Source organism: Nocardiopsis sp. TSRI0078 (assembly GCF_001905145.1).
Lineage (GTDB): Bacteria > Actinomycetota > Actinomycetes > Streptosporangiales > Streptosporangiaceae > Nocardiopsis.
Window position 1 is genome coordinate 123,761 of the sequence record NZ_LWLB01000036.1, and the last position, 25,076, is coordinate 148,836.

At 72.4% G+C, this 25,076-nt stretch carries 23 protein-coding genes; 13 read left to right on the forward strand and 10 right to left on the reverse strand.

What is annotated here, in order from left to right; all coding sequences use genetic code 11:
• Positions 1-61: 61 nt before the first annotated feature.
• The 4 genes from A6A08_RS25165 (at position 62) to A6A08_RS25180 (ending at position 5,211) form a co-directional block, all read left to right on the forward strand.
• Entirely contained in the window at positions 62-586 is a 525-nt protein-coding gene (locus A6A08_RS25165; RefSeq protein ID WP_073705135.1) for a hypothetical protein, read from the forward strand.
• Positions 587-626: 40 nt separating this feature from the next.
• Complete coding sequence (locus A6A08_RS25170) at positions 627-845, forward strand: hypothetical protein (RefSeq protein ID WP_073705136.1); 219 nt, start codon at positions 627-629, stop codon at positions 843-845.
• A gap of 339 nt (positions 846-1,184) precedes the next feature.
• Positions 1,185-1,856 carry a uracil-DNA glycosylase gene (locus tag A6A08_RS25175; protein WP_073705137.1) on the forward strand — a complete coding sequence of 224 codons (672 nt, stop codon included), beginning with the start codon at positions 1,185-1,187 and terminating at the stop codon, positions 1,854-1,856.
• A 124-nt stretch (positions 1,857-1,980) separates the two neighbouring features.
• Positions 1,981-5,211 (forward strand): NACHT domain-containing NTPase, encoded by a 3,231-nt coding sequence (locus A6A08_RS25180; RefSeq protein WP_073705138.1) that lies wholly within the window; start codon positions 1,981-1,983, stop codon positions 5,209-5,211.
• Between the two features lie 61 nt (positions 5,212-5,272).
• Here the strand turns inward: A6A08_RS25180 and A6A08_RS25185 are convergent, their stop codons facing one another.
• Positions 5,273-6,073: an NAD-dependent deacylase gene (locus A6A08_RS25185; protein WP_073705139.1), complete on the reverse strand. Its 801-nt coding sequence runs from the start codon at positions 6,071-6,073 to the stop codon at positions 5,273-5,275.
• Between the two features lie 165 nt (positions 6,074-6,238).
• On the opposite strand from A6A08_RS25185, the gene A6A08_RS25190 reads away from it, so the two are divergent.
• A complete protein-coding gene (locus A6A08_RS25190) occupies positions 6,239-7,123 on the forward strand; it encodes a sulfotransferase (protein ID WP_073705140.1) in 885 nt (294 codons plus the stop codon).
• 106 nt (positions 7,124-7,229) lie between these two features.
• Here the strand turns inward: A6A08_RS25190 and A6A08_RS25195 are convergent, their stop codons facing one another.
• Positions 7,230-7,814: a TetR/AcrR family transcriptional regulator gene (locus tag A6A08_RS25195; protein ID WP_073705252.1), complete on the reverse strand. Its 585-nt coding sequence runs from the start codon at positions 7,812-7,814 to the stop codon at positions 7,230-7,232.
• Positions 7,815-7,915: 101 nt separating this feature from the next.
• Between A6A08_RS25195 and A6A08_RS25200 the strand changes: the two genes are divergently transcribed.
• Positions 7,916-8,899, forward strand: coding sequence for a DMT family transporter (locus A6A08_RS25200; protein WP_083609272.1), 984 nt, complete (start codon positions 7,916-7,918; stop codon positions 8,897-8,899).
• Here A6A08_RS25200 and A6A08_RS25205 read toward each other — a convergent pair.
• Entirely contained in the window at positions 8,802-9,377 is a 576-nt protein-coding gene (locus A6A08_RS25205) for a RidA family protein (RefSeq protein WP_083609273.1), read from the reverse strand. The genes A6A08_RS25200 and A6A08_RS25205 overlap by 98 nt on opposite strands.
• A gap of 86 nt (positions 9,378-9,463) precedes the next feature.
• Here A6A08_RS25205 and A6A08_RS28380 point away from each other — a divergent pair, with 86 nt between their 5' ends.
• The gene (locus A6A08_RS28380; protein ID WP_199867039.1) at positions 9,464-9,625 is read left to right on the forward strand and encodes a hypothetical protein; all 162 of its coding nucleotides are present in this window, start codon (positions 9,464-9,466) and stop codon (positions 9,623-9,625) included.
• Between the two features lie 245 nt (positions 9,626-9,870).
• Here the strand turns inward: A6A08_RS28380 and A6A08_RS25210 are convergent, their stop codons facing one another.
• The gene (locus tag A6A08_RS25210) at positions 9,871-10,698 is read right to left on the reverse strand and encodes an aldo/keto reductase (RefSeq protein WP_073705253.1); all 828 of its coding nucleotides are present in this window, start codon (positions 10,696-10,698) and stop codon (positions 9,871-9,873) included.
• Positions 10,699-11,072: 374 nt separating this feature from the next.
• Between A6A08_RS25210 and A6A08_RS25215 the strand changes: the two genes are divergently transcribed.
• The gene (locus A6A08_RS25215; RefSeq protein WP_073705141.1) at positions 11,073-12,254 is read left to right on the forward strand and encodes a CdaR family transcriptional regulator; all 1,182 of its coding nucleotides are present in this window, start codon (positions 11,073-11,075) and stop codon (positions 12,252-12,254) included.
• A 19-nt stretch (positions 12,255-12,273) separates the two neighbouring features.
• Here A6A08_RS25215 and A6A08_RS25220 read toward each other — a convergent pair whose 3' ends face one another.
• Positions 12,274-12,708 (reverse strand): hypothetical protein, encoded by a 435-nt coding sequence (locus tag A6A08_RS25220; RefSeq protein ID WP_073705142.1) that lies wholly within the window; start codon positions 12,706-12,708, stop codon positions 12,274-12,276.
• A gap of 267 nt (positions 12,709-12,975) precedes the next feature.
• Here A6A08_RS25220 and A6A08_RS25225 point away from each other — a divergent pair, with 267 nt between their 5' ends.
• Positions 12,976-13,572 (forward strand): Dps family protein, encoded by a 597-nt coding sequence (locus A6A08_RS25225; RefSeq protein WP_073705143.1) that lies wholly within the window; start codon positions 12,976-12,978, stop codon positions 13,570-13,572.
• A gap of 212 nt (positions 13,573-13,784) precedes the next feature.
• On the opposite strand, the gene A6A08_RS25230 is transcribed toward A6A08_RS25225, so the two are convergent.
• Entirely contained in the window at positions 13,785-13,922 is a 138-nt protein-coding gene (locus tag A6A08_RS25230) for a zinc-binding dehydrogenase (protein WP_378700383.1), read from the reverse strand.
• Between the two features lie 275 nt (positions 13,923-14,197).
• On the opposite strand from A6A08_RS25230, the gene A6A08_RS25235 reads away from it, so the two are divergent.
• A complete protein-coding gene (locus A6A08_RS25235) occupies positions 14,198-15,025 on the forward strand; it encodes a rhamnogalacturonan acetylesterase (RefSeq protein ID WP_073705144.1) in 828 nt (275 codons plus the stop codon).
• A 117-nt stretch (positions 15,026-15,142) separates the two neighbouring features.
• Complete coding sequence (locus A6A08_RS25240; RefSeq protein WP_083609274.1) at positions 15,143-16,294, forward strand: pectinesterase family protein; 1,152 nt, start codon at positions 15,143-15,145, stop codon at positions 16,292-16,294.
• 143 nt (positions 16,295-16,437) lie between these two features.
• On the opposite strand, the gene A6A08_RS25245 is transcribed toward A6A08_RS25240, so the two are convergent.
• From A6A08_RS25245 to A6A08_RS25260, 4 genes are all read right to left on the reverse strand, one after another.
• On the reverse strand, positions 16,438-17,316 hold the full coding sequence (locus tag A6A08_RS25245; protein ID WP_073705145.1) for an ABC transporter permease: 879 nt from the start codon (positions 17,314-17,316) through the stop codon (positions 16,438-16,440).
• A complete protein-coding gene (locus A6A08_RS25250; RefSeq protein ID WP_073705146.1) occupies positions 17,306-18,091 on the reverse strand; it encodes an ABC transporter ATP-binding protein in 786 nt (261 codons plus the stop codon). The genes A6A08_RS25245 and A6A08_RS25250 overlap by 11 nt, the downstream gene beginning before the upstream one ends.
• Entirely contained in the window at positions 18,088-19,146 is a 1,059-nt protein-coding gene (locus tag A6A08_RS25255) for an ABC transporter substrate-binding protein (protein ID WP_073705147.1), read from the reverse strand. The genes A6A08_RS25250 and A6A08_RS25255 overlap by 4 nt, the downstream gene beginning before the upstream one ends.
• A gap of 378 nt (positions 19,147-19,524) precedes the next feature.
• Entirely contained in the window at positions 19,525-20,415 is an 891-nt protein-coding gene (locus A6A08_RS25260; protein ID WP_073705148.1) for a MetQ/NlpA family ABC transporter substrate-binding protein, read from the reverse strand.
• Positions 20,416-20,753: 338 nt separating this feature from the next.
• On the opposite strand from A6A08_RS25260, the gene xylB reads away from it, so the two are divergent.
• Both xylB and A6A08_RS25270 read left to right on the forward strand, forming a co-directional pair.
• Positions 20,754-22,139: a xylulokinase gene (gene xylB, locus A6A08_RS25265; protein WP_073705149.1), complete on the forward strand. Its 1,386-nt coding sequence runs from the start codon at positions 20,754-20,756 to the stop codon at positions 22,137-22,139.
• 169 nt (positions 22,140-22,308) lie between these two features.
• Positions 22,309-25,074, forward strand: a complete 2,766-nt coding sequence (locus tag A6A08_RS25270; RefSeq protein ID WP_073705150.1) for a LuxR family transcriptional regulator — start codon at positions 22,309-22,311, stop codon at positions 25,072-25,074.
• The last annotated feature ends 2 nt before the right edge of the window (positions 25,075-25,076 follow it).

Here is a 25,076-nt window from a genome sequence, read left to right on the forward strand (position 1 = left end):
ACCCCGATCGCACCCGAAAGCACAAAACACCAGACCCCCATCAGAAAAAGGTCAGGGAAAAATGCCCGACAGCGCTGCATCAATAATTTGGGCACTCCTTCTGGTCCCGCCCAATTTCTTTGTGCTCATGCGGGTTCGCAAGAGGGCGCAGGAGCGCATCGCCCTGGGAACCGACAGTGCCGCGACTGCCCATCTCATCGAGGAGGAAAAATGTACGACGCTCTCCATCGTCCGTGAGGCCGCCCAGAGGAGACTGGCCGCGACCAGGGATTGCGAACACAAGGTCTATGGAAGGCTGAGCGGCCCCGGCGCCCGGCCCGGAACGGAACCCGCCGTCCTCTCACCTCAGTCCGCCGCCTCCGTCCTCAAAAAATTCGACGAACATCTGGCATCCATAGAAGAAACAAAACAGAGGAAGCAGCAGGAACTCCGGGAACACATCGAGAAAGAGCGGTCCAGGATCACCTCGGCCAACCGCAGGCTTCAGTCTGGGCACCGCTTTATTCTTATATCTTCTCTTGCGACACAAATATGGCTCGCCATTGTTTCAACCTTTCTCGTCTACAGCCTCTTCGTTCTTCTCTGAGGCTCGGAGCTGATGTAGACGAGAAGAGAGCGATCACCCCGTGGCGAAGCACGAACCGGCCGTTGTGGTCTACCGGGAAGACGACCACTACGTCTTCTGCTGCGTGGAAGCCGGTATCGCGAGCTTCGGAGAGACCCGCGAAGAGGCCGAGGCGATGACCATCAACCCCCTGGAACTCAACTACATGGACCAACCGGTGCCGCTCCCCGTTGACGAGCCGGCCATGAGCGCGGTGGAGGTCAACGTCGACTGTGGCTGACGGGAGAACGCCCGACTCGAGTGAACAAGCCATCGACGTGCTCATGAACAGGTGGTTCAGGAAGCTAGCCTGGGCAGGCGGCCACATCACACCTTCCGAGCCCGATGGGAGGGGACGTGTCATTGCCCCGGAGGTCGGGAAGGTCCCTACCCTGGACACCTGGAAGGGCGCTGGGAAGCCGTTCGGGGGCGCCGCGGCCCAGCACTCGTGGAGCATTGGTTCCGCGCCGGACGTCAACGAACCTGCTGGCGGTCGCGTGGAACAGGCCGCGTGCTCCGGGGCCGCCCCGAAGGCCCGAAGCGGCCGTGGATGTCGCTCCGTGGCGCTAGTGTTCTGGCCATGCCCAAGGACCTGAAAGAAATCATGGAAGCCGGCTGGGCCGAGGCCCTGGAGCCGGTCGCGCCGCAGATCGCCGCGATGGGCGATTTCCTCCGCCAGGAGGTCGCGGAGGGCCGCACCTACCTTCCCGCCGGGGAGAACGTCCTGCGCGCCTTCCAGCAGCCCTTCGATGACGTGCGCGTGCTCATCGTGGGTCAGGACCCCTACCCGACCCCGGGCAACGCGGTGGGTCTGAGCTTCTCGGTCGCCCCGGACGTGCGCCTGCCCGCGAGCCTGCGCAACATCTACAAGGAGATGGTCGACGACCTGGGGGTTCCCATGCCCTCCAACGGCGACCTGACCCCGTGGACCGAACAGGGCGTACTGCTGCTCAACAGGGTGCTGACGGTGGAGCCGGGCAAGGCCGGATCGCACCGGGGCAAGGGCTGGGAGGCCGTCACCGAGCAGGCCATCCGCGCGCTCGCCGAGCGGGACAAACCGCTGGTGGGGATCCTGTGGGGGCGCGACGCCCGCAACCTGCGGCCCATGATGCCGGGTGTGCCGTGCGTGGAGTCCGCGCACCCGAGCCCGCTCTCGGCCAAGAACGGGTTCTTCGGCTCCAAGCCCTTCAGCCGCGCCAACGAGCTTCTCAAGGAGCAGAGCTCCGAGCTGGTGAACTGGGAGCTGCCCTAGCCGGCCCGGACACCGGACCACGCGTACACCCCACGATCCCGAAAACCCTGTGACCTGCGGACTCGGTGCCTCCCCCGGCGCCGGGTCCGACCCGTGTGTGCACCCCTGACCGGAAGAGGCCCCGATGGCGAAACGGCTCACCTACGCGGACGCGCTCAAGATCCTCGGCCAGAACGACTCGGAGGTGACGGGCCTCGCCGAGAGACTGGCCGACGGCGGCCTGGGACTGGTGGGGGTGCCGGACCTCTTCGGGATACGGGGAGCGCTGGTGAGCGGGGGACGCCGGGCCATCGAGGGGATCCGGGACAAGATCAGCGGTGAGAGCCGCATGTCTCGGACGGAGAAGATCGAGGCGGCGCACCAGATCTTGGTGGTCGTCGCGTTCTTCGAGGCCGTGGAGGAGTCCCTGACCGCCCTGGAGGCCCCCTTCACCCTGGCCGACCTGGAGTTCACCAGGGAGGAGCAGACCGAGCTGATGAACCGCGTCCTCGCGCACTCCGTGTCCAACCCGGCCATGTCCCTGGGCCCGGGCTGGGCCCCACGCTTCTTCTCGGACTTCCTGTTCAGGGACTTCGCGGCGGCCCTGACCGGGCTCGCGGTGGCCGAGCGGCACGGCATCACCTCCGAGGACCACACCCTCCTCAGACGCATGCGGGACCTAGTCCCCGAGTGCGCCTCCAGCCGGTACCGGGAGTCCTACCGCCGACTCGCCGCCGACATCCCGGAGTTCGGGATGTGGGTGCACCTGGCCGAGCACGGGCACACGCGCGAGGCCGTCGGGACGGGACTCGCGGAGCTGCGGCGGTACCTGGAGGAGATCGGCTCCCGCCGCGCGGTGGACGCCCGGAGGCGGGAGCTGTCCGCCGGGTACCGGGCGGTCCTGCGCCAGCCCGTGCTGCGCTCGGACGAGATCCCCGCGGGGCTCTCCCTGCCCCCTCTGGAGGAGGCCTACATCCCGCCGCGGGGCCGTGCCGCCTACGCGGTGCACAGCGGCACCCCCTCCTCCGAGGAGTGGTGGGAGAGGCTGCCCGTGGTCGGCGACCTCCAGCCGGTCATCGCCGCCCACCTCGTCCACCCGCTCGCCACGGAGGTCCCCACGGTCATCCTGGGCCACCCCGGCGCGGGAAAGTCCAAGTTCACCGAGATGCTGGCGGCCCACCTCCCGGCCGCCGACTTCCTTCCGATCCGGGTGGAGCTGCGCTCGGTCCAGCCGAACGCCCCCATCCACGCGCAGATCGAGGAGGGACTCGCCGCGACGCTCCACACGCGTGTGTCCTGGCGCGAGCTCGCGGAGTCGGCGGACGGGGCGCTGCCCGTCGTCATCCTGGACGGCTTCGACGAACTCCTCCAGGCGACCGGGGTGGACCGGTCCGACTACCTGGAGCGGGTCCAGGAGTTCCAGCACCAGCAGGAGGCGCTGGGACAGCCGACGGCGGTGATCGTCACCAGCCGCACGGTGGTGGCCGACCGGGCCCGCTTCCCCGACGGCTCCATGGTGATGCGGCTGGAGCCCTTCGACGACGCCCAGATCGGCCGGATGCTGGAGGTGTGGAACCGCGCCAACTCCCGCGCGTTCGCCGGCTCCGGCCCGGGCCCCCTCACCACCGACGTCCTCGTGCGGTACCGCGAGCTGGCCGAGCAGCCCCTCCTGCTGCTGATGCTGCTCATCTACGACGCGAAGGGCAACGCCCTGCGGCAGGCCCCGGACACCCTCTCCCACGGGGAGCTGTACGAGCGCCTGCTGAGGATGTTCGCCAAACGCGAGGTGGACAAGCACCACTCCTCCCTGAGCGCGGGCGGCTTCGAGGACGCGGTCGAGGACGAACTGCGCCGTCTGGAGGTCGCCGCGCTGGCGATGTTCACCAGGCGCAAGCAGAGCGTGGGCGCCGAGGAGCTGGACCGGGACCTGGCGGTCCTCATGCCCGACGCGGCGGTACGCGCCCCGGACGCGGACCTGCACGGCCGGATCGACCCGGCCCACCAGGTGCTGGGCAGGTTCTTCTTCGTCCACGAGGCCCGGGCGCAGGTGGGCGAGGGCACGGCGAGCGTCTTCGAGTTCCTGCACGCCACCTTCGGCGAGTACCTGGTGGCGCGGGCCGTGGTCGCCGCTCTGGAGGACCTGGAGGAGTCCCGCGCCCGCTCCCCCCGGCGCCGCGGACGAAGCGCGCGCCCCGACGACGGCGAGCTGTACGCCCTGTCCTCCTTCGCCGGCTACGCGGGCCGGGAGAAGGTCGTGGCCTTCCTCGCCGAACTCCTGGAGCGCAGGTTCGCCGAGGAGCCCGAAGCGCGTGAGGACTACGCGCGGCTGCTCGTCGAGCTGTTCCAGGAGGCGCCCTTCCCCGCTCCCAACCGCTCCTACACCGACTACGAGCCCGTGCGCCTGCCGCTGACCCGCCGCGAGGCCAACTACACCGGCAACCTCGTGCTCCTGCTGTGCCTCGTGCGCGGTGAGCCGGTCGACGTCCGCGAACTGTTCCCCGACGCCCACGAGCCCGACCAGGCCCTACAGGGCACGGCCACGCTGTGGCGCACCCTGCCGGGGGCCGAGTGGTTCAGCATCGTGAGCACGCTCCGCGTCCGCCACCTGCACGGGTGGGACGAGGGCGGCCCGACCACCGTGATCGAACGGGAGGACGGCTCGCCCGTCAACGTCGGGGAGTGCATGGGCTTCGAGCTCCGGGCGAACCGGGACGTCGGCCCCGACGTGGTCGACCCCTACGGGATCACCGTGCCGTACGAGTCCGTCAGCTCCCGGCTGCTGCGGTCGATGGCCATGCGGGTCAACGGCACCGCGGCGCGCTTCCTGTTCGGTCTGCTGCCCTACCTGCGCCACGTCTCCGACGACCTGGCGACCTGGTACTCCGACGCACCCCCCGGGAAGGACGACACGGTCTGGTCCGAGGCGTACGAGATCATGCGACTGCGCCTGGAGCCCGTGCACCACGATCCCGAGGGACGCCTGGACGGCTACCGCAGGCTGCTCTCCCCCCAGACCCTGGGACGCCGGGAGCTCCTGGTGCTGAAGCAGGCGGCGGAGGACCTCGCCCTGCCTTCCCTCAGCCCGGAGTTCCTCGACCCGCTGAAGCTACTGCTGGAGGACTACCTCTCCAGGGTGACGGAGGTGGTGATCGGCCCCCACCTCGGCCTTGAGCTGGTCGCACCGGTCCTTCACCATCTGGAGCGCCGCGTCGGAGCGGAGGAGAACCACGTCCTGGCGGACAGCTTGACGCGTATCCTGAGTCTGGTCCGCGAGAACACCGCCCAGCGACCCTTCGCGCGGGCCGTCGACACCGTGCCCGCGTCCCCGCTCCGCGAACGGACGGACGCGACGGATCGCTACAACAGCGGCGGCTGAACCGGCTGCACGGGCACCGCGGCCGAAGCCCCGCGGATCCGGCACGGTGCCCGACGCGTTCCTACCCCGCCTCGCGCACCCGCTCCACCAGTGCGGGGAGGGCCTTTCCGATGGGCTCGCGCACGACCGCGGCGGCGAAGTCGTCGTAGGGCGTGGGCTCGGCGTTGACGATGACCAGGGCGGCACCCGACATCATGGCCACGTCGCACAGTCCCGCCACCGGGTGCACGGTCAGCGAGGTGCCCACGGCCAGGAACACGTCGCACTCGCGAGCGGCCCGCGTGGCCTCCTCGACGACGTTCGCGTCGAGCCGCTGGCCGAAGGAGATGGTGTCCGACTTCTGGATGCCCCCGCACTCCACGCACCGGGGGTCGGACTCCTCGTCCAGGCGGGCCAGCACCTCCTCGCTGGGCGTGCGCAGCCCGCACGCCATGCACGTCACCCGCAGCATGGTGCCGTGCACCTCGACGACCCTGTCGCCGGAGACCCCGCCCAGCTGGTGCAGGCCGTCGATGTTCTGGGTGACCAGCGCCCGCAGCCGCCCCGTGGCCTCCAGGTCGGCGAGCGCACGGTGCGCGGCGTTGGGCCGGGCCCGCCACATCTGGTGGGCGCGACGCTGCGTCCACACCTCGCGGCGCACGTTCACGTCGTTCATGTAGGTGTCGATGTCCGACAGGGCCTGCGCGCCCGGGTCGGTCGTCCACACCCCCTGGGGGCCGCGGAAGTCGGGGATCCCGGAGTCGGTGGACACTCCCGCGCCGGTGAGCACCGTGATGCGTTCGGCGGGTACCAGCAGGTCGGCGGTCCGTTCGAAGTCCTCGGGATCGACGAAGGACGCGGAGTCGGTGGTGATCGAGGCCATAATCCATTCTTACAGCGACTTGGGGACCGCTTTCCCCGCCTTTGACCCGGGACGAGGGCTTCCACCCGTCGACACATCGTAGCCTCGGGAGCGTGTGGGGTGCAGAGGCGAAATCCCCGGCCGATGCACACGAGATGGGCAAAGGGTGCGAAAATCGACACAATCATGAAGCAGCCGTCCTACATTCTCGTGGTCAACGGGACCAAGGTCCAGCGCCCGGTGTTCGTGCTGGGCGCCCCCCACTCCGGGGTCGCCGAGATCTCCCGCGCCCTGTCACGCGTTCCCGGTTTCCACATCGGCGCGGGTTCGTCGGGCGTGCTCAACGCGGTCTACGCCGTGGCCAGGCGGCCCTCCCTCGCCCTGGAGAAGGCCGCGGGCACGGCGAGCCTGCTGCGTGAGGCCTACGCCGAGGCCTGGCAGCTCACCCCCCTGACCTGCCCCCGCTGTCCGGGGCCGCGGACGCGCGTGCCCGCCAACGTCTCCGCCGAGCCGTGCGAGCACAGCGCGGACGTGCGCCGCTACGGCGACGCCAGCCCCGACCTGCTGTTCAGCGCCACGGCCCTGCACGCGGCCTTCCCCGACGCGCTGTTCGTCCAGGTCATCCGGGACGGCCGCGACGTCATCGCGGACATGATGGAGGACGAGCGATCCCTGGCCTGGCTCAAGCCGAGCTTCATGAAGCTGGAGCACGAGTTCCCCAACCACTTCTTCGGCCTGGAGGAGGAGTCGGACCTGACCGCGTTCAAGGAGGGGTCCACGGCCGCCAAGTGCGCGATGCGGTGGCGGGGCGCGATCCGCATGTCGGCGCTGCTGCGCCGCAGCATCGGCGCCGAGCAGCTGCTGACCCTGCGCTACGAGGACGTGCACGGCGGGGAGGTGGACACCGCCGAGCGGCTGCGGGAGTTCACCGGAGCGCGGGTGTCGGCCTCGGAGCTGCTGACCGGGGAGTCGTGGGGCGTGGGCTCCTGGCGTGAACGCCTGTCCCGCTCGCAGCACGGGGACGTGCACGAGGTGGCGGGCGTGGAGCTGTCCCGGCTCGGCTACCGCTGAGCCCGGCCGGACCCGGATCGCCCCCGGCCGGACCCGGACTCCTCCCGGTCGGGCCCCGGGGCGCCCCCGACGGGCACGCGGTCCCGGGCACGCCGCCGGGAGCACCTCAGTCCGCGCCGTGGACGGTCATCAGCGCGTCGGCGGCGGCGCGGGCCGTGCGGGCGGCGTCCGCCGCCCCGGTGACGTTGCGGGCGACGACGGCGCCCTCGTGCAGCATGGCCAGCGCGTCGCCGAGGGCCGCCGGGTCGCCCGCCCCGGCCCGCGCGGCGAGGTCGGCGTACAGGTCGCGCAGCCACCGCTTCTGCTCCTCGGCGACCGCGCGGCCGGGGTGCTCGGGGTCGGAGAGCTCGGCGTAGGCGTTGACCATGGCGCAGCCTCGCGGGTTCTCCGCGGACATCCAGTCGTCCAGGGCGTCGAAGGTGGCAGCCACGCGTGCGCGCGGTGTACCAGCCCGCGCCAGGTAGGCGTCGAGGTGTTCGCGCCAGCGGGCGTCGCGGGCGCGCAGGTACTGCACGACGAGCTGCTGTTTGGAGCCGAACCGGTCGTAGATGGTCTTCTTGGTGACCCCCGCCCGTTCGGCGACCAGCTCCATCCCGACGGTGTTGATGCCCCGCGTGTAGAACAGCTCGGTCGCCACGTCCAGGACGCGGCGCGCGGCCGGGGTCATCGGGCTGGTCCCGGTACTGGCCATGGTCTCCACTCCCTGCTCTCCTGCCTCTTCCGTCCGGCTCCGCGGTACCGCGGCCGGTGACTACATTGTGAGTATACCGACCGGTGTGTTTACCTCTCGGCATGGAGTACACGAGAGCGCACACGTTCGGCTCCCCGCTGCCCGTCCTGCTCGCCGCGGGGCTGGTGGTGATGTGGAGTTCCGGCTTCGTCGGCGCCGAACTCGGCACCGCGTACGCACCCGCGACGACCCTGCTGGCCTGGCGTTTCATCGCCGTGGCCGCGCTCTTGGCGGCGTGGTGCCCGTGGCGGCGGGTGCGGATGCCGCGACGGGACCTGGCGGCGCACGCCGCACTCGGGCTGCTGTCCCAGGCCGGGTACCTGTACGGGGTGTACGCCGCCGCTCAGGCGGGCGTGACCGCCGGGACGAGCGCCCTGGTGGCCGCCCTCCAGCCGCTGGTGGCGACGGCGCTGGCGGTTCCGCTGCTGGGCGAGCGGGTGCGGCCGCGCCAGTCGGCGGGCCTGGTGCTGGGGATGGCCGGGGTCGGCCTGGTGGTGGGCGCCGACCTGCTGCGGCCGGGCGCCGCCCCCTGGTGGGGGTACCTGCTGCCGTTCGGGGCGATGCTCTCCCTCGTGGCCGCGACCCTGCTGGAGCGCCGCGTGCGGCCCGGGGGCTCCCTGGTGGATGCCCTGGCGGTGCAGTGCGCGGTGAGCGCGGTGCTGTTCACGGGGCTGGCCGCCGCCACCGGGACGCTGGCCCCGCCCGACGATCCGGGGTTCTGGGCGGCGGTGGCCTGGGTGGTGGTGCTGTCGACGCTGGGGGGCTACGGCCTGTACTGGGTCAACCTGGCCCGGACGGGCGTGGCCCGGGTGTCGGCGCTGCTGTACCTGACCCCGCCCACCACGCTGGTGTGGTCCTGGCTGATGTTCGGTGAACCTGTGGGGCCGGGCGCTCTGGCGGGGATGGCGGTGTGCACGGTGGCCGTGGTGCTGGTGGGTACCGGAGGCGTCACGGGGAGCGCCGACGGACCGAGTGGCGGGAGGACGGCTGGACCTGCTCCCGCCCGTGGGCGGTGGAGGTGGCGTCCTGATCCCGTGGATCGCTGACCAGGGTCTCCTCCACCTCCTCGACCAGTTTCCAGGTCTCCTCGGCCCGCATGGGCCCGTTCTCGGGCACCTCGGGGACCACGGCGGTGCACACCACTTCCACCAGGGCGTCGGGGTCCAGCAGATCGGTCACGCCCAGCACAGTCATCGGCGGGTAGAAACGCCCCATGTGGCGGCGGTAGACCGCGCCGACGGTCTCGCTCTCGGCCCGGTAGGCCCGCATGCTGGTGGTGAAGATGCGCATGTCCACCACGTGGACGGGCTCGGCGCCCGCGGCGCGCAGCGCCTCCACCATGTTGGCGAGGGCCCGGTCGAACTGCTCCACCACGCCGCCCCCGACCACCGTGCCGTCGGAGCGGCGCGCGCACTGCCCGCCGACGTGGACGAGACGCCCGGTACCGGCCACGAGCGCGTGCGCGAACCCCACGGGCTCGTGCAGGGTCAGCGGGTTGACGATCTCGTGCGGTGTCCGCCCCATCGACGGCCTCTCCTGCCTGGCGTCGCGCCCGCCGCCCGCCCGGTGGGCCCCGCGGGGTCCACCGGGCGGGCGGCTACGATGAGCGCATGTCGATCACTTTTCTGCTGTCCGCCCTCGCCCTCGTCGCCGTGCTCGGGGTAGTCGCCGCCATCTTCGTCGCGGGTGCCGTCTACGTCCGGCGCGTCCGCCGTGACGGTTCCGCGTCCGTCCTGGCCGGCGCCCGCAGGCGCCGGGAGCTGCGCGACTAGGGAGTCTTCTCCGGAAGGCCTCCGGACCGGCGGGCGGCCGCCCGCCCCTACCGTGCGCCGCCTCGCGGACTCGGCGGGATCACACGGCGGGGACCCGGCCCCCTCCCGCAGGAGGAGGTGCGCGGCCCGGCCCGGCCGTGCTTCACGAGCGCGGGGGCGCAGCGGGAGCCGGCCTGGTGGACGCGAGCCCGGAATCCGGCAGAACACGGCCTGGGCCTGTCGGGACCCCTTCTCCGGGGAGGGTCCTAGACGCCGTCGAACTCGTCGGGGTCGGGGCCGAACCGGCTGTCGGTGTTGAGTCCGCTGATGCGGCCCATCTCCTCGCGGGAGAGCTCGAACTCGAAGATCTGGAAGTTGGACCGGATCCGCTCCGGGGTCACCGACTTGGGGATCACCACGTTGCCCAGCTGCAGGTGCCAGCGCAGCAGTACCTGCGCGGGCGTGCGCTCGTGGTCCTCGGCGATCGCCACGACCGTGGGGTGGTTCAGGAGCTTGCCGTGGCCCAGGGGGCTCCACGCCTCGGTGACGATGCCGTGCTCGGCGTCGAAGGCGCGCATGGTCTCCTGGGTGAGCAGCGGGTGCAGCTCGATCTGGTTGACCATGGGCGTGATCCCGCCCTCCTCCATGACCCGCTCCAGGTGGGACCGCTGGAAGTTGGACACCCCGATGGCGCGGACGCGGCCCTCGGCGTAGAGGCGCTCCAGCGCCTTCCACGTGGGCACGTACTGGTCGCGCCCGGGCAGCGGCCAGTGGATGAGGTACAGGTCGAGGACGTCCAGGCCCAGGCGGTCCAGGCTGGCGTCGAAGGCTCTCAGGGTCGCGTCGTAGCCCTGGTCGGAATTGGACAGCTTGGTCGTGACGAAGACCTCGCCGCGCTCCAGTCCCGAGCGGCGCAGCGCCTCGCCGACCCCCTCCTCGTTGCCGTAGGCGGCCGCGGTGTCGATGCTGCGGTAGCCGGCGTCGATCGCGGTGGAGACGGCCGCCACCACCTCCTCCGGGGGTACCTGCCACACACCGAATCCCAGCTGTGGAATACGTAGCCCGTTGCCCAGGGTGAGTTCTGGGACTGTCATCTGCTTCATCTGTTTCATCCCCCGTTAGCGCTGAGCGGTTCTGCTCGTTCTCACGGCGTGCAGCCTTCCGCAGTCGCATACTGCCATGTCCGTGCTGGTCAACGCCCCTGGTCCGCACAGCTGTGCGTGCTTTTTACCGTTCGCGCCCGAGGGCGGTCGGTGGTGGGGCACCCCCGCGGGGGCGGAAACGCTCCCGCGACCGGGAGCGTCCGCGGAGGCGTACACGCCGTCGCCCGACTCACCGTCCGTCCCCGGTGACGCCTCCGGCACGGCCGTTCTCTCCCTCCTCCCCTACCCCGGAGGGACCGGGTCTCCCATGGCCCGGCGCGCGGGGGCCGCCGGTATAGGCTGCCCGGGCCGCGGCTGGAGGTGGGATGGGATACGAACAGCGCGCCCTGGTCAGCGCCGAGCTGGCGCGGGACCGGGCCGGACTGGTGGGGCGGATCGTCTCCGAGGTGCACGCCGAGGTCCCCGCCTACCGGGCCCTGCACGGTTCCCAGCTGGCGGAGGTGCGGGCGATCACCGGGTGGCTGGTGAGCCGTTCGCTGGAGCTGTGGGCGGCCGGAGCGACGCGGCTGCCGCCGGAGGACGTGGAGCGGCTGCGGGGCATCGGGCGCTCCCGGGCCGCCGACGGGCGCTCGATCGGCGCGGTGGTGCGGGCACACCGGGTGGGGGCGGCGGCCGCGGTACGGCTGGTGTCGGAGGCCGCGGCGGACCGGCTCGACGCCGCCGACGTGTTCGCTCTGGGTGAACTCTGCCTGACCTCGATCGACCAGATCTCCGAGAGCCTGTCCGCGGGCCACGCCGAGGCCGCGCACCGGTTGGACGCCGACCTGGAGCGGGCCCGCCGGGCCTTCCTGGACGACCTGCTCATCGGAAGGCAGGCCTCACGCGGGGCGATCCGCGACCGGGCGCGGACCCTGGGCATCACGCCGCCCGATCCGGCGGTGCTGGTGGTGGCCGAGGCCCGCGCGCTCCCCTCCGACGCACCGTCGCAGGCGGTCACGGTGTCGGCGGGGATGGAGCTGCTGGGCCTGGTGGAGCCCGCGGGGGCCGACCCGCTGCTGACGACGCGTTCGGGACGGGTGGTGGTGCTGCTGTCCCCCGACGACGACGCCCGGATGGCCGCCGTGCTCGGCAGGGGCCCCTGGCGCGGGTGCGTGCTGGCACCGCGCGCGCTCACCGACATGTCGGCCGCCTACCGGCTGGCGGACGACGCGCTGGAGACCGCTCCCCCGCACGCGTTCGGCGAGCGGGGACTGCTGGGGGACGCGGACGCGTGCGTGCTGGCACTGCTCAACGGCGGTCCGGCCACCCCCGCTTCGGTCCGCCGCACCGTACTGGGACCGCTGCTGTCGGAGGGCAACGCCCACCTGCTGGAGACCCTGAGGGCCTACTTCCGGGAGGGTGCGGCGACCGCGGCCGCGGACGCGCTGCACGTCCACGCGCAGACGCTGCGCTACCGGCTGCGCCGGGTGCGGGAGCTGACCGGGCACGACCCGCACCGGCCCTGGCCGAGGTTCGTCCTGGAGACCGCCTGCGCCATCGCCCCCTGACCGGCGCGCCCGGGCGGGCTCAGGACGCCGTGGACGGCCCCGTCTTCTCCGGTGACGCCTGGAGGAGGACCCGGTCGCGGTAGTCCTGGAAGGACTCCCATCCGGCGCCGTCCTCGCGCAGGAAGTCTCCCGTCGAGCAGTCGATGGCGCGGCAGCCGAGCACCTCGGCCATCCGGAGGGCGGTGGGAACGACGTCGCCGCCGCCGCGGACGTGGAGCATCACACCCCCGACCGGGTCCCTGGTGCCGATGTCGAGCTCCATCGCCCACCCCTGCTCCTCGTCCTGGAGGTGGCCCCAGGCCGGATCGGACAGGTCCGCTGCGGGGAAGGCTCCGCGCAGCGTCGCCAGGAGCCGTGCCAGCGGCGCGATGGGCCCGGTTTCCAGGCCCTCGGGAATGTCGTCGACCGACTCCGCGTCCACGGGCACCGGCGTCAACAGCACGTCCCAGCTCACGGGGCTCCTCTCCCACGGAAATGCTCCGGCCGGACACTAGCGGCCGCCTCCGACGGTCCCGGTGCGCCGCGGCCCGGCGCACCACCCCCCGCCCGCAGGCGTCGTCCCGCGCGGCGAAAGCACGTGAAAGTCACCCCCGGTCGGGACGAGGTTAGGCGTTCGCCAGCGGTGGGTAGCCGAGACTGGCAGACGGGAAAGCGTGCCGCGGACCCGCGTCCGCGGCCGCGGCCGCGATCACGAGTCACACCGACTGGAGGGGGACCAGACGTGACGACCTCAGACCACAAGACCGGAACGGCGCCCAAGCCCAGGAGCAGCCAGCCGTGGCTGCACCAGAGCGGTGAGGAGATCCAGGAGTTCGGGACGGTCCGCCAGTTCCCGGTCGGGTTGTCCTACGACACACGGATGTACTCCTGCCAGCGGCTCAACCAGGTGCTGTGCGACACGCGCATCCTGCACGACCTGTACAAGAAGCACCACTGGCTGATGCGGGGGCAGACCTTCTACCAGCTGCACCTGCTCATGGACAAGCACGCCGGTGAGCAGACCACGCTGATCGACAGCATCGCCGAGCGCGTGCAGACCCTGGGCGGTGTGGCGGTCGGCGACCCCCGGCACGTCGCGGAGATCACCAACATCCCGCGCCCGCCGAACGGCGCCGAGGAGGTGCCCGCGATGCTCTCCCGCATCCTGGAGGCGCACGAGACCATCCTGGAGGACTGCCACGACGCGGCCGCGCGCACGCAGGAGCTGGGGGACGACGGCACGAACGACCTGCTGGTGTCGGAGGTGATCCGCGCCAACGAGCTGCAGGCGTGGTTCGTGGCCGAGCACCTGGTGGACACGCCGCTGGTGCGCTCCTAGTACGGCGGCACCGGTCGCCCGGAAGGAAGGGCGGGGCCGCTGTTCGACGCGGCGGCCCCCACCGCCCCCGGGCATGACCGCACCTGCTCCCGCAGGCCCCCGGGCCGGCACCGCGGAACCCTCCCCGCGGTACCGGGACGCCTGGGGTGAGGGGCCCGGCGCGGCGCGCCGGGCCCCTCACCGTGTCCGGGAGGAGCGTCCTCCCGCGGACCTCACACGAGGGTGAACACGGTCTTCCCGGTCGTGCGGCCGGACTCCCCCGGTTCGTGGGCCTTGGCCGCCTCCTCCAGCGGGAAGGTGTCGGCGACCACCGGACGCAGCCTCCCCGGGGCCGCGGGCCCCGTCCCCACCGGCGGGCCGGGCGCCGCTTCCCAGCCGCTCGGTCACCACAGGGCCCGAAGGATCCGGAACCGGACTACAAACGCTTGCCGCATCCGGGCCGAGAGGGCTGTGGCCGCCCACTCCTCCCCCGCCCCGACACCGGCGAACCTCCACAAAGCCCTGGGGATCCTGTGTCGGGGGGTTGACGGAGCGTTCCTTTATCAGGGAAGGTCATGCAATCGGTTGCAGGACATCCCCGAACTTTGGGAAAGCGCTTCCCGCACGAGAGGGACCACACACCCCCATGATCCGCCGCAGCTTCCTCACCGCCTCCGCCGTCGCCCTCGGACTCCCCCTGGCCGCCGCCCCCTCCTGGGCGCACTCCTCCCACCGGTCCCCGCGCGTCTTCGTGGCGGGCGACTCCACCGCCTCCACCTACGCCGCCCGTGAGGCCCCGCGGGCCGGATGGGGGCAGGCGCTCGGGCTCTTCCTCGGCCGCGGAGCGAGCGTGGACAACCGTGCGCTGTCCGGCGCCAGTTCCAAGAGCTTCGCCGACCTGGGCCTGCTGGACGGCGTCCTCGACGACATCCGCCCCGGCGACCACCTCCTGGTCTCCTTCGGGCACAACGACGCCAAGGACGAGGACCCGGAGCGCTACACCGAGCCGTGGAGCACCTACCAGCGGCAGCTGGGCGCCTACATCGACGGGGCCCGCGAGCGCGGCGCCCACCCGACCCTGGTCACCTCGGTGGAGCGGCGCCGCTTCACCGCCGAGGGCGCGCCCCGCGAGTCCCACGGCGACTACCCGGCGGCCATGCGCGAGCTGGGCGCGCGCGAGAACGTGCCCGTCGTGGACCTGACCGCGCTCAGCCTCGGCCTGTGGGGAGAACTGGGCCCGGAGGGAACCAAGAGCCACTTCCTGTGGCTGGAGCCGGGCGAACACCCCAACCACCCCGACGGCGTCGAGGACAACACGCACTTCCGGGCACACGGCGCGGTCGAGGTGGCCCGGCTCGTCGCCCGCGAGCTCAAGCGGCTGCGCGTCCTGCCGCCCCGACTCGTCCGCCGCCTCGGGGACTCCTTCCCCGACCCCGAGGGCGCTCTGGCCTGGCCCCGGGAGCGCCCGGTCTGACCCGGGGCCGGTGGCCCGCCGGACCCGCCCCCGAAGGCACCCGCCGTGACCGCCCCGCCCCGGCGTCCTTCGCCCCGCGCGCGGCCACGGTCGGCCCGTGAGAAAGGAAGAACACCCGTGAGGAACCATCCGACCCCGCCCCGCGCGCGTGCCGCCGTGGCGACCGCGCTGGCGGGGCTGTTCACCGCCGCGCTCGCGGCCGCGCTCACCACCCCGCCCGGTACCGCGCACGCCGGCACCTCCTCCCGCCCCCACGGTTCGAGGGGTCCCGTGATCACCGTCGCCGCCGACGGCTCCGGCGACCACACCGGCGTCCAGGCCGCGGTCGACGCCGTGCCCGAGCACAGCTCCGAGCGCGTCACCATCCGGATCAAGGCGGGTGTCTACCGCGAGCCGGTGGTCATCCCCTCCGACAAGCCGAACATCACCCTGGTCGGCGCGACGGGCGACCCGCGCGACGTGGTCATCACCTACGACCGCGCGGCGGGCACCCCCAGACCCGGCGGCGGCACCTACGGCACGTCCGGCAGCGCCAGCGTCGTCATCTCCGGGGACGACACGCACGCACGCGACCTGACCTTCGAGAACTCCTGGAAGCGCGGGGAGCACCCGGAGATCACCTCGACCCAGGCGGTCGCGGTGCGTACCACCGGGGACCGGCTGGTCTTCCACAACGTGCGCTTCCTCGGCCACCAGGACACGCTGTACGCGAACTCGCCCGACGTGGACACCCCCGCGCGGCAGTACTACAGCGACTGCTACGTCGAGGGCGACGTGGACTTCGTCTTCGGACGGGGCACGGCCGTCTTCGACGGGTGCGAGATCCGCTCCCTGGACCGCGGCAGCGACACCGACAACGGCTACGTGACCGCGCCGAGCACCCCGCCCGGCCAGGAGTTCGGCTTCCTGTTCACCCGCAGCTGCTTCACCAGCGACGCCCCGGCCGGCACGGTCTACCTGGGCCGCCCCTGGGTGCCCAGTTCGAGCCCCGACGCCGAACCGAGGGTGCTGGTCCGCGACTCCTGGATGGGCCGCCACTTCCGTGAGGAGGGCTGGATCGAGATGTCCTCCGGGCACGACTGGCGCCGGTTCCAGATGCGCGAGTACGACAACTTCGGCCCCGGAGCGCTGGTCACCGAGGACCGTCCGCAGATGGACCCGGCCGACGCCGCACACCACACCGCGCACGCCTACCTGGCCGGCGACGACGGCTGGGACCCGGTGCGGGACCGCACGCGGCGGCCGGTGTGCACCGCGCGCGGGCGCTGACCCCGCGAACAGGCAGCGGCGCGTGCGGGAACACCCCCCGTCCCGCACGCGCCGCTGCCCCCGGCCCGAGGTCCTCTCCGGCCGGGGCCCACCGTGCGCTGACCCGGCCTCCCGGGGCCGACGGGCCCCGGCGAAGGAGCCGGTCAGGAGGCGGCGACGCCCCAGCGGCGGCGGATGGCGCGGTCGGCCCAGTTGAAGAACACGTCGATGACGATGCCCACGCACAGCACGATGACGACGTAGGCCAGCAGGCCCTCGGAGTCGTTGAACTGGCGCGCCTGGCTCAGCGCCCAGCCGATGGAGTTCTGCTGGTTGATGATGACCAGCAGCTCGCCCGCCATGAGCGAGCGCCAGGCGAAGGCCCACCCCTGTTTGAGGCCGGAGACGAACATCGGCAGGGCGGCCGGGACGATCAGCAGCGTGTACCGCTGGACACCGCGCAGGCCCATGGCCTGGCCCGCCCGCATCAGCTGCGGGGACACGTAGTCGATCCCCGAGGTCAGGCCGCCCGCGATGGAGGGCGCGGCGCCCAGGACGATCACGAACATGATGGCCGACTCGCTGATGCCGTAGAGCAGCATCGCGAAGGGGAACCAGACGATGGACGGCATGGTCTGCAGGCCCGTGATGAGGGAGCCGATCGCCACGCGCAGCAGCGTGAACCGCGTCACGGCCAGGCCGAGGAGCACGCCCACGGTGAGGGCCAGCGCGAAGCCCGTGAGGGCGCGGCGCATGGTGACCCCGAAGGCCTCCCAGAACTCGGTGGAGGAGAGTTCGGCGAGCAGGCGCGGCAGGACCTGGTCGGGGCCGGGAAGGACGTAGACCGGCCGCCACCCGCTCCACACCACGGCCTGCCAGGCCACGAGAACGATGGCCACGGCGGCCAGCTTGGGCCAGGTGGCCGCCCACGCCCGGGCCGCCACCCGCACGGCGGTGGGCCGGTCGGACCGCCGCGGGGGAGCCATCTCCAGGGCGTCCAGGCCCTGGACCTGGCGGTCCTGCACGCTGGGATCAGCCGGCATGGCGCGACACCTCCACCTTCAGCCGGTCGGTGATCTCGGCCGCCTGGGAGGCGATCTGGGCGGAGTCGATCCGGCGGGGCCGCTCGCCCTCCACCGCGAACTCCTCGATGACGCGTCCGGGACGGCTGGAGAGCAGGATGACGCGGTCCCCCAGGCGCACGGCCTCGCGCACGTTGTGCGTGACGAACATGATGGTCAGCGACTTCTCCCGCCAGATCCGCTCCAGCTCGTCGTGGAGGATGTCGCGGGTCATGGCGTCCAGGGCGCCGAAGGGCTCGTCCATGAGCAGCACGTCGGCGTCCTGGGCCAGCGCCCGGGCCAGGGCGACGCGCTGGCGCATGCCGCCGGAGAGCTGGTGCGGGCGCTTGCGGGCGAACCCGCTCAGGCGCACCAGGTCGAGCAGTTCGGCGACGCGCTCCTTGCGCCGGGCCTTGGGCACCCCGTTGACCCGCATGGGGACCTCGATGTTGCCGCCGATGGTGAGCCAGGGGAACAGGGACGACTCCTGGAACATCATGGCCACGCGGTGCCCGCCCACGTCCACGGTCCCGGTGGTGGGGCTGGCCAGGCCCGCCACGAGCGAGAGCAGGGTGCTCTTGCCGCAGCCGGAGGCGCCCACGATCGCGACGAACTCCCGTGCCCGCACCGAGACGGACATGCCGTCGATGGCGGTCAGGGCGCCCGCACCCTCGCCGAACACCTTGGAGATGTGGTCGATCTCCACGGCGGATGCGCGCGTGGTGCCCGTACTGATGCTCTCGGTCGTGGCTGTCACTGTTTCTCCTGTGGTCCGGCGACCTCGTCCCGTCCGGCCTCCCGGAGGAGGCCGTTGAGCGGGTCGAGGGCGTAGATGCCGTCCAGGTCGACCGGGTCGAGCAGGCCCACGGCCTGGGCGTGCTCGGCTCCGGCTGCCAGGGACGGGGCGATCGGGTCGACGGTGAAGGTCATGTTGCCGAAGGCCGAGGCGACGACCTCGGGTTCGGGCCTGCTGCCGGTCAGGTCGGCCAGGTGGGCGGCCGCGGCCTCGCGCGCGTCCTCGGGGTGGGCGTTGATCCAGTCGACGATGTCGATGTGGCCCCGCAGGAGGCGCTCGACCTCCTCTGGATGGGTGTCGAGGAAGGCGGCGTTGACGATGAGGTGTGTGGTGACGAAGTCGCCGCCGGTCCGGGGCCACTGCTCGGCCTCGTCGAGCAGCAGTTCGCCTCCGGCCTCCACGACCAGCCGGCTCAGGTGGGGTTCGGGGAGCCAGGCGCCGTCGACCTCGCCGAGCGCGAAGGCGTTCACGGTCTCGGCGTTGTTCTGGGGGATGACCGACAGGTCCCCGCCGCCCTCGGTGTCGACCTCCCAGCCCTGCTCCCGGGCGAACCAGCGCAGCGCCACGTCCTGCGTGTTGCCCAGCTGGGGCGTGGCGAGGGTGGCGCCGGACAGGTCCTCGACGCCGTCGATGCCGGGGCGCACGACCAGGCCCGCGCCGCCCGAGGTGGATCCGGCGATGACGCGCAGCGCGGCGCCCCCGGACTGCGCCCAGCCGTTGACGGTCGGGCTGGGACCGACGAAGGCGGCGTCGACCTCGCCGGAGAAGACGGCGTTGATCGCGTCTGGACCCGCGTTGAAGGTCTGGGTGGAGAGGGGGGCCTCCTCGCCCAGGGCCTCCCGGAGGATGCCGTTCTCCACGCCCACCAGCGCCGGGGCGTGGGTGAGGTTGGGGAAGTACCCGAGGGTGAGCCCGCGGTCCTCGTCCCGGCCTCCCGCGATCCCGCACGCGGTGGTCACCGCGGCCAGGACCAGGGCCGCCGCGGTGGCGCGGAGCAGGGACGTACGCGGGGACATCGGGATCCTTCTGGTTTCGGGGCTGCCGGACCGACGCGTCAAACTCTACTTAATGAGTAGGTTTTGTGGAAGCAGGGCGCCCCACCCCTCTTTCCCCCGATGACCGGCCCAAACGAAAGGGGAGGGAGCCGAGATCGGCGCCGGCGGACCGGAAAAGCGCAGCTCAGGCGGCCGCGCGGAGGATGTCGGCCGGAACACCGCATCCCGCCGGACCACGGCGCCTCCCCGGTGTGATGCGCGTCACCGGCACCGGTCCGGGCGCGGCGAGGGGGCCGACACAGCACGAGGGCGGCGGAGCAGAGAAGCTCCGCCGCCCTCGTGGACGGACGGGACACGCGGCGGGCCGGCGCCCCGGGAAGGGCGGGCCGGCCCGCGGAATCACTCCTGGCCCTGGCCCTCGCCCTCGGCACCGGTCTCGACGATGTTCCCCTCGCCGTCGACCGCCAGGACGACGCCCTTCCAGGACTCCTGGACGTACTCCAGGACACGCTCGTCGTGCAGCAGCTCGGTCAGCAGCTGGACGCGCTCGTCGTCGGCGTTCTCCGCCAGGGTGACCAGGCCGTTGGCGTAGGCCTCGACGTAGTCCTCGCCCTCGGGCTCCCAGGCCAGGACGTTGGACTCCTCGGGCAGGTTCGTCTCGATGGCGTAGTTGCCGTTGACGACCGCGGCGTCCACGTCGGAGATCGAGCGGGGCAGCTGCGCGGCCTCCAGCGGGGTGACGGTGATGTCGCGCGGGTTGTCGGTGATGTCCTTCTCGGTGGCGGAGTCGCCGGCCTCCGGGTCGATGGTCACCAGGCCCTGGTCCTCCAGGATGCCCAGGGCGCGGGCGAGGTTGGCCGGGTCGTTGGGAACCGCGATCTCGGCGCCCTCGGGCAGGTCCCCGACGCTCTCGACGCTCTCGGAGTACAGGCCCAGCCGCTCGATGTGGACGTCGGTGACGTAGGTGAGCTCGGCGTCCGGCCCGTTGGCCGTCCACTCGTCGAGGAAGGAGCGGTGCTGGAAGTAGTTGGCGTCCAGCTCGCCCTCGACCAGTGCGGTGTTGGGGATGTTGTAGTCGGAGATCTCCTCGATCTCCAGCTCCAGGCCCGCCTCCTCGGCGAGGTTCTCGTCGATGAAGGAGAGGATGTCACCGTGGGGTACGGGGCTGACGCCCACCCGCAGCACGTTCCCCTCGCCACTGGAGTCGGCGGCCTGCTCGCTGGGCGCGCCGCAGGCGGAGAGCGCCAGGACGAGGGTGGCTGCTCCGAGGGCGGCCGGGGTCGTGCGCATGGTGCGCTCCTTCGTGATCGTCGAATGGAGGATCGCGGCGGCCGGCGTCCGATGACCGGCGACCGCGGCTCGCGTTCCCTGTGGGGCATCGCCGAGCTGGTCAGAGCCTATCCGACCTGTTTGGTAGGAATTGTCGCTCCGCCTCCTCCGGAGCACGTGGGATCGGACACACGCTCCGGCCCTCGCACGGGAGGCCTTCCAGGGCCGGGTGCCCCGGCCTGGGCGCCCGGCCCCGCGCACCGGGGGCGGGCGTATCCTCTGTGAGCGCTTTCCAGCCCCGCCTTCCATCCCCTAGGTTGTGAAGGTTGCCACCCCATCTGCCTTCACGGAGCGAAACGATGCCCCTGGTCGCCGGAGTCGACAGCTCGACCCAGTCCTGCAAGATCGTGGTCTGCGACGCCGACAGCGGCTCGGTCGTGCGCGAGGCGCGCGCCCCCCACCCCGACGGGACCGAGGTCCACCCCGACGCGTGGTGGTCCGCCCTGAGCGAGGCCTCCTCCGGCCTGCTCGACGACGTGGCCGCCATCGCCGTCGCCGGACAGCAGCACGGCATGGTCGCCGTCGACGAGCTCGGCGCGGTGGTGCGCCCCGCGCTGCTGTGGAACGACACCCGCTCGGCCGGGGCGGCCAAGGACCTGGTGGACGAGCTGGGCGGCCCCGCGGAGTGGGCCGGGGCCGTGGACAACGTGCCCAACAACAGCCTGACCGTCAGCAAGCTGCGCTGGCTGGCGCGGAGCGAACCGGACAACGCCGCGCGCACGACGGGCGTGATGCTCCCCCACGACTGGCTCACCTGGCGGCTGACCGGCGCGGAGGCCGAGCCCACCACGGACCGGGGCGACGCCTCGGGCACCGGCTACTGGTCGGCGACCGAGAACGCCTACCGGCCCGACCTGCTGGCGCGGGCCTTCGGGCGCGAGCTCCGGGTGCCGCGGGTGGCCGAGCCCGCCGAGGCGGTGGGCCGCACGCCCTCGGGCGCGCTGGTCGCCCCCGGAACCGGAGACAACATGGGCGCGGCCCTGGGCCTGGGGCTGCGCCCGGGCGACGCGGTGGTCTCCCTGGGCACCAGCGGGACCGTGTTCGCCGTCAGCGAGACCCCCACGCAGGACGCCAGCGGTACCATCTGCGGGTTCGCCGACGCGACCGGCCGGTACCTGCCGCTGGTGTGCACCCTGAACGCGGCACGGGTGCTCAGCGCCACAGCCGCGATGCTGGGCGTGGACCTGGCGGGGCTGGACGAGCTGGCGCTCGCCGCCGAGCCCGGTGCCGAGGGGGTCGTGCTGCTGCCCTACCTGGACGGCGAGCGCACCCCGGTGCTGCCCGACGCCGCGGGCTCCCTGCACGGTCTGCGCCGCTCCAACATGCGCCCGGAGAACATCGCGCGCGCGGCGGTGGAGGGGATGCTGTGCGGCCTGGCCGACGGGCTGGCCGCGATGACCGGCACCGGCATCCCGGTCCGCCGGGTCATGCTCGTGGGCGGGGCCGCGCGGTCGGCCGCCGTGCGCGCGGTCGCGCCGACCGTCCTGGGCGCCCGGGTGGTCGTGCCACAGCCCGCCGAGTACGTCGCGCTCGGCGCCGCCAGGCAGGCGGCGTGGGCGCTGGCGGGGACCGCCGAGCCGCCGGCCTGGGACGCGGGCGTGCGGGAGGCCGCCGCCGACCCCGTGGACCTGCCGCACGTGCGTGAGCACTACGCCGCCGCGCGCCGGTCCGCACACGGCGTGTAGGACCCGGCGGGAGTACGCGGCCGACGGACCGCCGCGCACCCCCGCCGCGGCCGTGGCCACGGCGTCGACCGGGAGGCCACGGATCATTCACCGTGCAGAAACACCGAGTCCTTATGGTGCGTTGGGTTCCTTCCTAGAATCAGGACGTCCAAGAGCGAACGAGGAGCCGATGCATCTTGTCCAGCGTGAGCACGAACGCGCCCTCATCCGGAGTCTCTACGCCGAGTGCGTGAGGGGCAGGGGCCAGATCGTCCGCATCACGGGGCCCACGGCCTCCGGCAAGTCAGCGCTGTTGGACGACTTCGTGGGCCACGTGACGGCCTCGGGCGGCACGCACATCCCCGTCAGCGGGGTACGCGGCGAGCAGGACCTGCCGCTCGGCCTCCTCAATCAGATCATGGTCGCGGTCGGGCTGTCCCCCGCCGTTCCCGAGGCGAGGCGGACCTCGGAGTCCCTCCAGGACGGTCTGCCCCCCTGGCTGGTCCCCAGGTTGGAGGAGTTGTGCCGGGAACTGAGGCTCACTGCCTCGGACGCGCCCCTCACCGTGCACGTCGACGACGCCCATCTGGCCGACGTCCCCTCCGTCCGCTGCCTGTTGTACGTCCTGCGGCGCCTGCGCCGGGTGCCTCTCATGGCGGTCATCACCGAGCGGTCGCCCTCACGCGAGGGCGTCGCCGAGCACCTCGCCGAACTGGCGCTGCTTCCGCAGAGCACCCGGATCCGGCTCGCGCCGCTGGTCACCGCGGATGTGCGGGAGCTCCTGTCCGGATACTTCACCGAAGTGGGTGACGAGGCCGTGGCCGACCTGGTGCGGATCACCGGAGGCGTGCCCGGCCTGGTGAGGGCCGTACTGGAGGACCACCTCGGTACCGCACGGCGCACGCCCCGGTACGGCGCCCCGACCAGGTTCCGGCCGGATGAGTCCTACCGTGTCGCCTTCATCGAGTACCTGCGCCGCCACGGGCCCTCGGCGACGGAGCTGGCCAAGGTCCTCGCGGTCATGGGTGAGACGGAGGCGCGTGGCGAGCCGCTCCCCCGCGTCCTGACCCGCTGGCGGAAGGCGGAGGACACGCTGCACCGGCTCCGAACGGCGGGGCTCCTGGGCTCGGACGGCTTCCGCCACCCCGAGGCGCAGGCCGCCGTGCTGGACCTGATGGGGCCCGACGAGCGGGCCGGGACACACCTGTGGTGCGCTCGGCTGCTGTACGAGAACGGCGCGCCGGCCGCCCGCGTGGCGCGCCACCTGCGTGCCGCCGACCGCGTGAGCGACCCGTGGGCGGTCCCGCTCCTGTGCGCGGCCGCCGAACAGGCCATGACGGGCGGGGACATCGCGTTCGCGATCGACTGCCTCAGCTCCGCCTCGGCGTTTTGCACCGACGAGGAGACCAAGCCCAGGATCGCGGTGGCGCTGGCCGCGACGCTGTGGCGGGTGGACCCCGAGGCCTCGACCCGTCACCTGTTGCGGCTCACCGGCGACGCCCTCGCCGGCCGGCTCCCCGCGTGCGAGCTGTACGCGCTGCTGCGCGGACTGCTGTGGGCGGGGCACCGCGTGGAGGCGGAGAGGGTACTGCGCGGCCTGCCGGAGTCCGTGCGCGGTGACTCCGCTCCGGACGCCTCGGTCGAGGCGCGCATCACCCGGGCGGTGTGCGCGACCACCCACCCGGAGGTGGCCGCCCTCGTCCCCGAGCCCCGGAGGGCCGGGGAAACACACGACGCCCCGAGCATCGCCACACCGATACTGCGGCTCAGCGGAGCCGAGTCGCTGACCACCGCCCTGGCTGGGACGGACGACCGCTGTGCGACGGACAGGGCGGAGGAGGTCCTGACCAACGCCGGGCTCGGCGAGCACATGGTGGAGGCGGTGTCCGCGGCGCTCTCCGCGCTGGTCTACACCGACCGGCTCGACCAGGCCGTGTACTGGAGCGAGTCGCTCATCGACATGCCGGACCGGTCCCCACTCTGGCTCGGCCAGGCCCACATGCTGCGTGCCCACGTCGCGCTGCGGACCGGTGACCTGGGCGTCGCCCGGCACCATGCGAAGGCCGCCCTGTCGACACTGTCCATGCCGGGTTGGGGCGTGGTGGCCGGCCTGCCGCTGGGCGACCTGCTCCTGGTCGCCGAGGCCACCGGTGACCGGCGGGAGGCGGCCCGTGTCCTGGCCGAGCCCGTGACCGCGGAGGTCTTCCGTTCCCGTTACGGCCTGCACTACTTGTACGCGCGCGGCCAGCACCACCTCAACGAGGGGCGGGCCCAGTGCGCTCTGGCCGACTTCTCCGTCTGCGGAGAGCTGATGACGAGGTGGGAGATGGACACCCCGTCCCTGGTGCCGTGGCGGGGTGGTACTGCCCGGGCCCACCTGCGGCTCGGGGAGCTCGGGGCGGCCCGGAGGCTGGTGGTGGAGCAGGAGGCGCTGGCCGCCCACGGCCGCCCGCGCACGCGGGGCGTCGTCCTTCGGGACCTGGCCGCCGTCCTGCCGCCCGAAGAGCGGGTACCGGTGCTGGAGGAGGCGGTCCACCTGCTGGACCGCGCCCCCGACGCGCTGGAGGCGTCGCGAGCGCGCCTGGACCTGGCCGACACGCGCGAGGTCCTGAACGACGGTGCGGAGGCCGTGTGCCTGCGTGAGAGGGCGCGTCGCTCCCTGGCCGAGCACAGCGTGCCGATGACCGGAGAACGCGGCGTGCCGGGCCCCGTCCCCGCTCCGGAACCGGGTACCCGACTCGGACCGCGACCGGACGCGCCCGAGCTGACCAGGGCGGAGTCCCGGGTGGCGGTGCTCGCCGCCAAGGGGCTGACGAACCGGCAGATCTCGTCCAGCCTGCACATCACGGTCAGCACCGTGGAGCAGCACCTGACCCGGATCTACCGCAAGTTCGACATCACCGAGCGGCAGCGGATCGCGGACGTCCTCCCCCGGGACCGCGACATGGTGCGCTGAAC

Bases quoted from the DNA above. Each gene is read 5' to 3' on its own strand.
- A6A08_RS25180 (WP_073705138.1), top strand. From the start codon at position 1,981: ATGGCGAAACGGCTCACCTACGCGGACGCGCTCAAGATCCTCGGCCAG.
- xylB (WP_073705149.1), top strand. From the start codon at position 20,754: ATGCCCCTGGTCGCCGGAGTCGACAGCTCGACCCAGTCCTGCAAGATC.
- A6A08_RS25255 (WP_073705147.1), bottom strand. From the start codon at position 19,146: ATGTCCCCGCGTACGTCCCTGCTCCGCGCCACCGCGGCGGCCCTGGTC.
- A6A08_RS25245 (WP_073705145.1), bottom strand. From the start codon at position 17,316: ATGCCGGCTGATCCCAGCGTGCAGGACCGCCAGGTCCAGGGCCTGGAC.
- A6A08_RS25175 (WP_073705137.1), top strand. From the start codon at position 1,185: ATGCCCAAGGACCTGAAAGAAATCATGGAAGCCGGCTGGGCCGAGGCC.
- A6A08_RS28380 (WP_199867039.1), top strand. From the start codon at position 9,464: ATGTCGATCACTTTTCTGCTGTCCGCCCTCGCCCTCGTCGCCGTGCTC.
- A6A08_RS25165 (WP_073705135.1), top strand. From the start codon at position 62: ATGCCCGACAGCGCTGCATCAATAATTTGGGCACTCCTTCTGGTCCCG.
- A6A08_RS25205 (WP_083609273.1), bottom strand. From the start codon at position 9,377: ATGGGGCGGACACCGCACGAGATCGTCAACCCGCTGACCCTGCACGAG.
- A6A08_RS25215 (WP_073705141.1), top strand. From the start codon at position 11,073: ATGGGATACGAACAGCGCGCCCTGGTCAGCGCCGAGCTGGCGCGGGAC.
- A6A08_RS25235 (WP_073705144.1), top strand. From the start codon at position 14,198: ATGATCCGCCGCAGCTTCCTCACCGCCTCCGCCGTCGCCCTCGGACTC.
- A6A08_RS25210 (WP_073705253.1), bottom strand. From the start codon at position 10,698: ATGACAGTCCCAGAACTCACCCTGGGCAACGGGCTACGTATTCCACAG.
- A6A08_RS25270 (WP_073705150.1), top strand. From the start codon at position 22,309: ATGCATCTTGTCCAGCGTGAGCACGAACGCGCCCTCATCCGGAGTCTC.
- A6A08_RS25195 (WP_073705252.1), bottom strand. From the start codon at position 7,814: ATGGCCAGTACCGGGACCAGCCCGATGACCCCGGCCGCGCGCCGCGTC.
- A6A08_RS25190 (WP_073705140.1), top strand. From the start codon at position 6,239: ATGAAGCAGCCGTCCTACATTCTCGTGGTCAACGGGACCAAGGTCCAG.
- A6A08_RS25185 (WP_073705139.1), bottom strand. From the start codon at position 6,073: ATGGCCTCGATCACCACCGACTCCGCGTCCTTCGTCGATCCCGAGGAC.
- A6A08_RS25200 (WP_083609272.1), top strand. From the start codon at position 7,916: ATGGAGTACACGAGAGCGCACACGTTCGGCTCCCCGCTGCCCGTCCTG.
- A6A08_RS25260 (WP_073705148.1), bottom strand. From the start codon at position 20,415: ATGCGCACGACCCCGGCCGCCCTCGGAGCAGCCACCCTCGTCCTGGCG.